Raw genomic sequence first — 10,862 nt, forward strand, 5'->3', positions numbered from 1 at the left:
GGCGCGGTCAAATCCCGGCATCTGGCGATTATACGATCGAGCTACGTCCGATTAAAGGCATCAAAGGCAGCATATTTCCCTATAAATTGAGCGTCACTCAAGTCGCCATCTCCCCGACAGCGACACCGATACCGACACCAAGCATTAATCCCTCACCCAGCCCCGACTCCAGCCTACCCCCAGGTACCCCAGCACCGATCGAAGGCAATGGGATCGCCCCCATTCCGACTAACCCCAATCCAAATTCAGCCCCTAATAATCTTCCCGGCGGGATCGACTTGCCTGCCCCTAGCGTCACCCCCACGCCCACAGCCACCGAATCGCCGCGCCCAGTCCGCAGACGTCGCCGCAATCGAGTGCAGGTCGAACCGACTCCCCAAGTTCAGCGCGATCGCAGCGAATCCACAGAGGAAACTCCCACCCCGCGCCGTCGCCGCCGTCAGGTCGAATCCACCGAAGAAACTCCCACCCCGCGCCGTCGCCGCCGTCAGGTCGAAGCCACCGAAGAAACCCCCACGCCACGTCGCCGTCAGCCCGAAGCGGAATCCCCGCCAACCAATACTAGCCCAGCTACCCCAGAAAACGCCCGACCCATTCCCGTGCCCGAACCATCGGTGGCGATTCCCGTGCCCGATGCTAAAAGTACGGCACCACAACGCATTCGCCCAAATAGAAACTCCGCGCCATCAGGCAACAATAGCGATCCAGATTAGGACGGTTTTAATTTAACAAATAACAGGGGTTTGCTTGGTGCGCTCAATCTGGAGGAAACCTCCAGAGCGCGCATCCGCTAAATCCCCCACCTAGAAGGTGGATTATTGTTAGGTTACAAAGACAGGTATCACGCCCAGTGGGGTTTGCTTGGTGCGTTTCCACGATTGGGAAACAAAGGTGGGAACGCATTCTCAATTCTCAATTCTCAATTCTCAATTAATCTAAATGCTTCTAATTACTAGTACCGACACAGAGGCGGGTAAAACCGTCTTGACCGCAGCATTAATCGCCTATGGCAAAAAGTATCGTCCTCGGGAAAACTGGGGCATTCTCAAGCCGATTCAGTGCGGTAGCGGCGATCGCGAATTCTATAGTCAGTTATTCGATCGCTCGATCGCCGAGATTAACCCAATTTATCTCGAACAGCCGCTCGCCCCACCGATCGCCGCCAGTCAAGCGGGTGTCGAGATCGATCTAGGGCTAGCTTGGCAAGCACTCCAACAGATGCGCCAACAGCAAGATTTTATCCTAGTAGAAGCGATCGGGGGTTTGGGTACACCAGTTACTGCCGAGCTAGTCGTGGCAGATTTAGCAAGAGAGTGGCGATTGCCAACAATCTTAGTCGTCCCCGTCAAACTCGGCTCGATCGGCTCGGCAGTCGCCAATGTCGCTCTAGCGCGGCAGTATAATGTCCAACTACGCGGGATCGTGCTTAATTGTCCCCAGCCACTCACTGACACTGAAATTGCTAACTGGGCACCAGCCGAGCTGATTCAATCGCTTACGAGTACGCCCGTCCTCGGTTGTCTACCCTATCTCCCCGATCTAGCAGATCTCGATCTATTAGCCGCCGCCGCTGCCAATCTGGAATTGGAAGTTTTACTACCCCAACTCACGGCTAGTTATTCTTAGGTTTGCTCTAGTTTCATTCTTCTGCTTGGTGCGCTCAATCTGGAGGAAACCTCCAGAGCGCGCATCCGCAACCCAACCTACAGATCTATCTTGGAAAGGTGCTCTACTTGCGGCTCACCTTTTGACGGGGAACCCGTCAAAAGAGGTGAGACAAGACAGGGGTTTCCCCTGTTCCCGCACTCCCCGTCCCCTCATCTCCCATCTCCCATCTCCTCCGATGCGTTTTGACATCATCACCCTCTTCCCAGACTTTTTCACATCGCCGCTCGGTTGCGGCTTAATGAGCAAAGCCTTAGCCAAGCAGATTGCCACGGTGCATATTACCAATCCGCGCGACTTTACGATCGATCGTCATCATAAGGTCGATGATGAGTCCTATGGCGGTGGTGTGGGGATGGTGATGAAGCCAGAACCGATCTTTGCTGCGGTTGAATCGCTGCCGAGTTTTCCCCGCAGTCAGGTACTATTGATGAGTCCCCAGGGCGAAAAGATCGATCGCGCCCTATTTCACGAGCTGCAAACTAACTACGATCGATTGGTGCTGATTTGCGGTCATTATGAAGGGATCGACGAGCGGGTGATGAATATTGTCGATCGTGAGATTTCTTTGGGTGATTTTGTGCTGACTTGTGGCGAGATTCCGGCGCTCACTCTTATCAATGGAATTACCCGATTGCTACCGGGTACCGTCGGTAAAGCCGCATCGATCTACGCCGATAGTTTTGAGGATGGGTTGCTCGATTATCCTCATTACACGCGTCCCGCAGAATTTCGCGGTTGGCGCGTTCCTGACATATTAATGTCCGGCAATCACGAAAAAATCGCCCAGTGGCGGCATCAACAACAACTCGATCGCACGCAAACCAAACGTCCTGACTTGTATACTAAGTGGGTCGAAGACACTCAATCGTAGCTTCCGCAATTTTAATCTAGTGTCGATCGAGCTACCAAATTTTTGTCATAATTATCATCGATACAAGCCCGCACCAAAAACTTACAGCCCTTGGTAGTTGCAGGCGGGTGAATCGAATCGGGGTACGATCGAATATAGTCCCCTGCGAGGTAAACTTGCCCATCAATTTCGAGTTCTCCCTCTAACATGTAGATTTCTTCAATGCCATGATGTTGATGGAGTGGGTAGATGACTCCATCTGCTGCTTTGACGATGGCAGAACACATCCGGTTGAGAGGATCGAGAAAGAGGATGGCAACTTCTACTCCCTCTGTCTGGTAGGGTTGCCACTGTAGATCTGCGGCTCTCATTGTCACCATCGCTGGTTCGGAGCGCTCTGTGACATGGGTTTCTAGCTGAGAATTAGGACTGGTTTGCCCAGCAGCGGCTGGACTTAGCTGCTCGACAGGAGCCGCAATTCGATCGAATAACCGAGCCTTGAGATCTGCTGCCATCGGCACGGCGGGCGCACTATAGGGGATGACACCCACCGCAGCCTGATAACTTGCAAGTTCTTCAGCCAGATCGGGGCAAGCTAATATTTGAGCCTCTACCCAGAGCCGTTCTTCAAGATCGAGCAGATCGAGCGCGTATAGTGGGGCGAGATCGCAAAAACATCGATGTTCGTTCATGAGTTAAGTGTAGAAACGGGGGATGATGGGGTTTTAGTAGTGCCTGATGAATATCTGCGGCATTACTTACTGTTTTTGCCCAGGCTCCGTTTATCGATCGAATCTATCCAGCAAAGGATGATACTTTTGGCTAAAGTTAGCAATCGGGGGCCGGGAAAATTTTCGAGAGTGAATATTTGCAGCAGCGATCTGACTAAAAATGATAATCTTTGACTTTTACCAATCCGTTACTACAATTCAGTTTTGAAAGCTACTTTTAGTTTACTCAATCCTAGCCGCAGTCGCGTCTTGACAGTACCGATCGACAGTCCCGTCCGTGCGGCAATCTCAGTGTGAGTTAAACCTTGATAGTAAGCCAATTGGATCGCCTCAAGTTGTGCGGCAGGAATCTGACTTAATGCCGCAAGTACTAATTGTCGGCGTTCGTCAACTTCGATCGCTTCAATTGGATCTACGCTGATAGTTGGCAAATCGATTCCTTTTGCATCAGAAATCGCTGTATTAACTTTATCGAGCCGTTGCAACTTCCGCAACCGATCGAGGATGCGACTGCGCACCAGCATAAAAATCCACTGTTCGACCGAACCTTTGCTAACATCAAACCTGTCAGCAATCCGCCAGATTTGGGCAAATACGTCTAAGACAACTTCTTCACAGTCCTCAACTGAGTTGAGACTTTTCCAAGCAATCGCGTAAATTGTCCGTGCATAGCGATCGTATAGTTTCGATAATGCACTCCGATCCCCCTCAGCGATTTTTGAGAGTAAATTTGCGGTTTCAACCATTGGCTACAGAGGGAGGAAAATGCTGCCGTAGAGGCATTATAGCTGATACTTACCAGAATTGTCTCGCCCGATCGGCAGATCTCAACTCCACTGTGACTAATTGAGATCCATTCGGGGATGAGGAGCGTATACACAGATATCTCGGATCGATCGGTACTGCTAACGCAGATCTAGATTCGATTTACAAAGACAACTTTAATAAAGCTTGAGATGATGATACAACATTTGTCTACCGATCGCACTTTGTTTAATGCTACTTTCACTGACTGAAAAATTTAAAATCACACATATTCAATAAGATTTTATTTTTGAAATCTTTAAAAATAATGTATTCGTATTAGATGAATACATTGAATTTTTATTGCTATAACTTTGTTTTTTATAATAGAAACTTGGCATTAAATTTAAGTGTTTTAGCGGAGATAATCCGATCTTTTCATGAATAAAATACCTGTAAAAGCCTGAATAACTAAGCATATTAGCTGAAATTTTTTTAAAATCATAAAACCGCTTGACGTTAGATAAAGATAACTGACTAAGATAGGTAGATGTTGCCGTTATCAGATTAAAACTATGTTTGCAAATACCAAAATTGCTTTTACTAGTACTAGCATTTTATTTGGATTTACAGCTTTGATATCTTCGTTTGTTATTCCTAATGCTCAAGCTGCTACCTTTAATTACACTGAAACTACCATGGATGCTCCAACATGGAACCGACCTGTCGAAAATTTCAATAGCCCGCCAACAGCTATAGCTGGTGCATCGGGAGAAGCCGTTTCCTACAGCAGTTTCGGTTTTACAGTCAGCGATCCAGACAACTATGTTTTTCAGAGTACGGCGAATTTTGACAACTACACTTTTCTGTATCAAAATTCCTTCAATCCTACTAATCCACTTCTAAATATTCTCATTGGCAATGATGATAACCCGACAATTGGCTTGTCTGGATTTACTACAGCTCTGACTGCTGGTACTAATTATTTTCTAGTTACCACAGGTTTTGATAATCCCGATGTGGGGACTTTTAGTAATACTATTACTGGCGTGGGCAACGTTACTCCCACCGCAGTACCCGAACCAGCAACGATCCTAGGTAGCTTAGTTGCTATTGGCTCTGGTGTGTATGCCAGACGGAGAATTAAGTTTGTCCGATCGACCGACAAAAATAACTTTTAGCTCGCTCATAACTAGCTAATGATTATTAGAGTAAGCTATTTTTTATTAGCTAGTTAAAGATCCGTTTTGAAACTACCAGCGTATATCGACATAGAGTGACAAATTTATTCACTTTATAATCATCAATAGGATTGTATATGGCAGTTTCAATTTTTCAGGTTGTTAAGTCTAACTGGAAAAAATCTTTAGTGCTGGGCGGCATCTCGATTGTGGCGATCTTGGCAGCAACTAGTCTACCGCAAACTTTGATGGCTTCCGACCATGATGATGGTGAGGTTGATGCCAAAGGGCGCAGTTTGAATTTGACCGACTTGTACGCTTTTCGGGAACAAGATCAAAATCCAAATGCCAATCCAGGCGATCTCGTCTTGGTGATGAATAGCAACCCACGCTCGATCGCCCGCCAGCAGTATTATTTTAGTACCAATGCCCGCTATGAATTTAAACTAACTCGCGTTGCCGATAAGGATGCCACACCGACAGGGCGAGAAGATATTACGCTCCGCTTTGAATTTGGTGCGCCAAACGATCGCCAACAGCAGCAAATGAAGCTGACTGTCATCAAGGATGGCAAAGAAACCGCCGCAAAAAATCTCAGCACTACTCCGTTGGGTGCCCCGGCACCAATTGTCAATCAATTAGCAGCCGCTGGCTCCAAAATTTCCGTATTTGCTGGTTTACGGGAAGACCCATTTGTCTTCGATGTCGAACAATTTTTCCGCGTTCGAGCTGGGGCACTTGGGATCGGCCCTGCGGTTGGCTTCCGTCCGTCCGATCGAGCGGTGGACTCCTTTAAAGGATTTAATGTCAATTCGATCGCCATTCGGATTCCGCAGAAATTTCTCCAAGGGACAACGGAGGCGACTACTTATGATATCTGGGAGACAATTTCGCTCAGAGATCCCGCAACTGGCAAATACCAGCAGGTAGAACGCCTAGCTCGTCCCGCCATCAACGAGGGCTTAATCGTCAGTAATGATTTACTCAATACCTTTAATAGCGTGCCGCCGACAGCCGATCTCTCTCCCGCAGCGGCTCCAATCGGTGCCGAAGCTGTCCGCACGCTCAAAGCATTGGGGAACGATGAAGCTCGGACGAATGCTTTATTAACTGCCTTTTTACCAGATGTGATGCGAATCGATACCACGGCTCCTAGTGGTTATGGCAATGCTCTCAATGCCAAAGGTAGCCCAATTCGCGGACGGCTGATTAAGGATGATGTCATTGATATCACGCTGAGCGTCCTTACTAATGGGGCAATTAAGGGTGATAACGCGACCTATGAGGGCACCCCCGGGAACCCCGCCCAAGGTCACAAACCGCTTGAAGGAAGTTTTCCTTATCTCGCATTGCCAAATTAACCAGCCAGCAGTCAGAACCCAGTTGAGGGATGCGATCGAATATTGTAGCTAACTACCATGAAATATGCTCTACTTTCTGCTCTCCTACTGGGTTTGACTACAATCGCAGCGCCCTGTTTTGCACAATTTTCTTCATTTTCAACAGGCGTGGATAATTGCTCTAATCTCTGCGTCAAGCTCGACCTGGGTTCGTCAAATAACGACAGCTCGTTCGGTTCCAACAGCTTTAATGGTGGTTTTAACAGTGGTGGCAACTCGGCTGCTAGTGGTGTGCGGTGGCAAGTCGGGATTACTTGGCGACCGACTGCGCCAGAAATTTCACTAGCAGAAGCCGAGCGCGTCAAACGCCAACTCGACGACAATCGCAGCTTAATGACGGCCTTAGCTGAGGCAATCGCTCAAAATAAAACGGAGATGGCGCAGGGGCTAGCGATACTTTTAGCTCCGAGGCTGGGTTATAAAGATCCGCGCAAACTAGTTGCGGATCTTAAAGAAGGCTCGATGAATGTCGGGGTAACAAAGGTCGAAATCCACACAGGAGCCACCACTGTTGCGCCAGTGCCAATCGTGCCGCCGCCGTTCGCTCCAGTTCCCCAAGAGCGCCGCGAGGGGACGACGATCGTGAATCCACCTCCCGTTCGGCCACCAGGCTCGATCGAGCCTTCGCCCACGACGATCGAACTGCGGTAAATCACCAGTAACTACTAGCTAACTATGCAAAATTCTCTCAGATCCAGAGCGTCCCAGCGTAAACTGCGCTGGTTTTTCGCACTCATCGGATTGGGTGGCGCGATCGCGTCTTATGCGGTACTTTCCTCGATCTCTCGCCCCAATCCAGCCTGGAAATATCCGTTTCAGCGTCCGGTTGTCGGGAGTATTACCAAAAATCTCCAACAGGAAATCGCCTTCAACCAACGTATCATTCAACAGCAACCCACAGCCGGACTCGAACGCGCCGCATTAGCTCAAAACTACCTAAAAATGGCGCGAGCGACTGGCGAAAGTAGTTGGTACCTCCTCGCCCAACAGACCGCACAGCAATCGCTAGCGCAATTACCATTTGATAACGATGGGGCAATTTTAGTGCTGGCGAAAGTAGCAGCGGCAAAACATGACTTTACCCAATCCTTAGCTTTACTCAAACAACTTCCCCCACAAGCAGAATCCCGCTCGCTGTTGACCACTAACTATCTAGCTGTCGGGGACACCAGCGCCGCCCAGCAAAATGCCGACACCGCCGTCCAGCGGCTGCCCACGCTGAATAATTTTGCACTTAGAGCTTTGGTAGCAGTCGCTCAGGGGCGGGATACAGCAGCAGTGCAGGATTTTAAAACGGCGATCGCGGCTGAAGAACCGGATGAGGCTGGTAGTTCGGCGTGGGTGCGGACTTTATTGGGGCGGTTTTATTACAAGCGGGGACAACTTCAGCAGGCGGAGGAATTATATACATCTGCTTTGGAAATTCTGCCCAAGTATCCGCCAGCATTGTTAAATATGGCAGAATTATCTGTTCGACAGTGGCAAGCCGATCCGACTCAAACGCAATACCAGCAACGCGCGATCGCTTTATACGATCGATTTTTCTTAAGCAACCAGCAAACGCCGACGACTTACGACCACATTGCCCTCAGAGGCTTGGCACGAGTCCAACGGTTGCAAGGAGATCCCACCCAGGCTAGCCAAACTTGGGGTCGAGCAGTCGCCAGATTGCGATCGGATCTCAGTGGTTTCGGACATCGGCGCGAATTGGCGCAACTATTGCTCGAACGCGGACAGACAGAGGATTTAGCTCAAGCTCTGACCCTGATGCAAACCGAGATTAAAATTCGCCAAGATCCCGAAACATGGGATACCTTAGCGGCTGTATATCAACGCATGGGTAAGCTAGCAGCGGCTCAGCAGGCGATCGAGACGGCGTTAAAGTCGGGAATCAAAGATCCGGCGGTAATCGATCGAGCGGCGGCGATCGCTCAAGCAAGGGGGCACTTAGCGTCAGTGCAAATGTATCGCGAACGGGTTAAATCGATCGACCCGCGATTTGACGCTGGAGCCAGACAAGCGCTGGGTTTAGGTGTTGGCTTATCAGGATTGAACTGAGGTCTTCTGAGTCTAAGCAATTTCAACTCGACAACGCCGACGCCTAAAAAGCGATCGCTCTAGCTCAACTTAGGAGATCTAATATGCCTTATTTCCACAGCTCTAAACTTTGGCAAATCTCTCTGTCATGGGGATTGGGATTGTTAATGGTTTTAGCTTTAGCATCACCCAGTCAGGCTCATTGGGCAGATTTATCCGTAGCAGATATTCAGGTTAGGGAACCAGATGTGACGATTAATTTAACCATCCCGACAGGGTTAGTCACTCAGTTTGATGACGATGGCGATCGACAGTTATCAGCTCCAGAAATAACTAGACATCAGGCAAATCTCCAGCAATTTCTGAATGAAAAAATTCGGTTGACAGCAGCAGGTGCAAAACCGAATACCTCAAGTGTACGTGCTGGTGTGACCCAAAATTTACCAAACAATCTCAATGCTACTCCCGAAACGCACAGTAGCTTATTATTGGCATATCATTGGGCACAACCGATCGATCGGTTGAACATCGATTACAAACTATTCGTACCAGGCGTAGCGACCGCTCGGTGTCTGGCACAGGTCTTCCGCAACGATCGAATCGACAATCTCGTCTTCACACCCACATCCACAACTGCGGCTTTAATTGACGCTCCCATCTGGCAACAAATCACGAGTTTTATTGGCTTGGGAATCGAGCATATTTGGACTGGTTACGACCATATTTTGTTTTTAGTTAGTTTATTAATGTTGGGTGGCAGCTTGCCGTATTTACTCAAGGTAGTGACAGCATTTAGCTTCTCACATTCATTTACCTTATTCCTAGCAGCTTTTAATATTATCTCCGTTCCCAGTCGCTTCGTAGAAATCGCGATCGCACTTTCGATCGCCTATATTGCGTCTGAAAGTTTGTGGCGCAAGCAGCCTCAAGCCAGATGGCAGTTAGCGTTTGCTTTTGGTCTGATTCATGGCTTAGGCTTTTCTTCGGCTTTGCAAGAGTTAGAGTTACCGCGAACTAATTTATTAACTTCTCTAGGTAGTTTTAGTATTGGTATCGAATTAGGACAATTTGCGATCGTGCTGATTGCTTACTTCCTACTCTCATATTTGCGGAAGTTTTCCTGGGATTTAACTATGCGGCGGCTAATTTCAGTAGGGATTATCTTGATGAGTGCGATCTGGTTTTGGGAAAGAGTTTTTGTAGGCTAAGAAATAATCGGCTCACGAAAAAGCCTCCTCTAAACTAGAGAAGGCTTTTGAGATTCGATCGCACTCACATTGGGGTGCGATCGTTAGCTACTGCAATTATTAGAAGCGGAAACCAGCACCCAGTCTTACATCAGTGCTATAGCCACTGCTCAAAGGTACAGCTAAAGCTGCTTTTAACTGAACGGCCTCAGTTACGTCAAAGTCAGCTCCACCAACGAAACTAACGACAGTATTGCTGGAACCGCCACCAGTACCGATATCTACAGCTCCACCAACAAAGGGAGTGATTTGCACTTTGTTACCAGTGTTGGTTAGATTGAAATCATAAGTGAGCGCACTGCCAAAGACAGTACCACCGCTGGGGAAGTATACAAAAGGACGCAGTGATAGATTATCGCTCACACCGAACTTGGAATCAATCCCAATTGTCGTACTGCCGCCACCGATGGCTAGAGATGGTCCGATCGTGTTTTGACCCATTTGTGCCCTAGCAGGCGCACTCATTCCGAAAGCGGCAACTGAATAGCAAAGCATAACTAATGCAACAATATTTCTTTTCATTTTTAGTTTCCCAGTTTAAGTAGATTTACGCGACGGATGTGCTGCTGACATCCCGAACGGAGAAAATTATTCTTCTGTTGGACCGCTGCTGTCGTGCATCGGATGTCTGATGTTTACCCGCTTACATGAGATTGACGCTAATAGATTACGGAATGTTCCAAATTAAATTTTATTAGCGGATTAAGTGCTAAGGCCAGACTTTAGGTTTTAGGCTTTGGGCTTTAGGGGTAAAAGGTAAGAGGTGAGGGGTAAGAGGTAATACTAAATCCGCTTCACAAACCCTTCTTTTGAGAGCGAAACCCCTCGCCCTCACCCCGCCAGAGCCGGAGGCGCTGGCGGGGTGAGGGCGAGGGATTTCGATGAGAGATTGGTATCAGTTGTAATCATTCCTAACTCCATCAATCAAAAATGAGGGGTTGCGGCAAGCCGCAACCCCTCATCCTCAGAACCTAAAGCCTAAAGCCTAGCCTACGCCCATTGAA

Annotated in this window: 10 protein-coding genes and 1 pseudogene; 8 read left to right on the forward strand and 3 right to left on the reverse strand. The window is 48.4% G+C overall.

What is annotated here, in order from left to right:
- The 3 genes and pseudogenes from RMO35_RS08450 to trmD form a co-directional block, all read left to right on the forward strand.
- Positions 1–713 (forward strand): annotated as a pseudogene (locus RMO35_RS08450) (hypothetical protein); the annotation flags it as partial.
- Positions 714–939: 226 nt separating this feature from the next.
- Entirely contained in the window at positions 940–1,626 is a 687-nt protein-coding gene (gene bioD / locus RMO35_RS08455) for a dethiobiotin synthase (RefSeq protein ID WP_309740214.1), read from the forward strand.
- Positions 1,627–1,843: 217 nt separating this feature from the next.
- On the forward strand, positions 1,844–2,539 hold the full coding sequence (gene trmD / locus RMO35_RS08460) for a tRNA (guanosine(37)-N1)-methyltransferase TrmD (RefSeq protein ID WP_309740215.1): 696 nt from the start codon (positions 1,844–1,846) through the stop codon (positions 2,537–2,539).
- Between the two features lie 11 nt (positions 2,540–2,550).
- Here trmD and RMO35_RS08465 read toward each other — a convergent pair whose 3' ends face one another.
- The gene (locus RMO35_RS08465; RefSeq protein WP_309740216.1) at positions 2,551–3,210 is read right to left on the reverse strand and encodes a cupin domain-containing protein; all 660 of its coding nucleotides are present in this window, start codon (positions 3,208–3,210) and stop codon (positions 2,551–2,553) included.
- A gap of 230 nt (positions 3,211–3,440) precedes the next feature.
- Positions 3,441–3,995 (reverse strand): sigma-70 family RNA polymerase sigma factor, encoded by a 555-nt coding sequence (locus RMO35_RS08470; protein ID WP_309740217.1) that lies wholly within the window; start codon positions 3,993–3,995, stop codon positions 3,441–3,443.
- A 573-nt stretch (positions 3,996–4,568) separates the two neighbouring features.
- Between RMO35_RS08470 and RMO35_RS08475 the strand changes: the two genes are divergently transcribed.
- From RMO35_RS08475 to RMO35_RS08495, 5 genes are all read left to right on the forward strand, one after another.
- A complete protein-coding gene (locus tag RMO35_RS08475; RefSeq protein WP_309740218.1) occupies positions 4,569–5,174 on the forward strand; it encodes a PEP-CTERM sorting domain-containing protein in 606 nt (201 codons plus the stop codon).
- A gap of 137 nt (positions 5,175–5,311) precedes the next feature.
- A complete protein-coding gene (locus RMO35_RS08480; protein ID WP_309740219.1) occupies positions 5,312–6,535 on the forward strand; it encodes a DUF4331 domain-containing protein in 1,224 nt (407 codons plus the stop codon).
- 57 nt (positions 6,536–6,592) lie between these two features.
- Positions 6,593–7,225: a hypothetical protein gene (locus tag RMO35_RS08485; protein WP_309740221.1), complete on the forward strand. Its 633-nt coding sequence runs from the start codon at positions 6,593–6,595 to the stop codon at positions 7,223–7,225.
- 24 nt (positions 7,226–7,249) lie between these two features.
- Positions 7,250–8,632, forward strand: a complete 1,383-nt coding sequence (locus RMO35_RS08490; protein ID WP_309740222.1) for a hypothetical protein — start codon at positions 7,250–7,252, stop codon at positions 8,630–8,632.
- An 83-nt stretch (positions 8,633–8,715) separates the two neighbouring features.
- A complete protein-coding gene (locus RMO35_RS08495) occupies positions 8,716–9,819 on the forward strand; it encodes a HupE/UreJ family protein (RefSeq protein ID WP_309740224.1) in 1,104 nt (367 codons plus the stop codon).
- A gap of 99 nt (positions 9,820–9,918) precedes the next feature.
- Here the strand turns inward: RMO35_RS08495 and RMO35_RS08500 are convergent, their stop codons facing one another.
- On the reverse strand, positions 9,919–10,380 hold the full coding sequence (locus RMO35_RS08500; RefSeq protein WP_309740225.1) for a hypothetical protein: 462 nt from the start codon (positions 10,378–10,380) through the stop codon (positions 9,919–9,921).
- Between the last annotated feature and the right edge of the window lie 482 nt (positions 10,381–10,862).

This window comes from Chamaesiphon sp. OTE_20_metabat_361 (genome assembly GCF_031364565.1).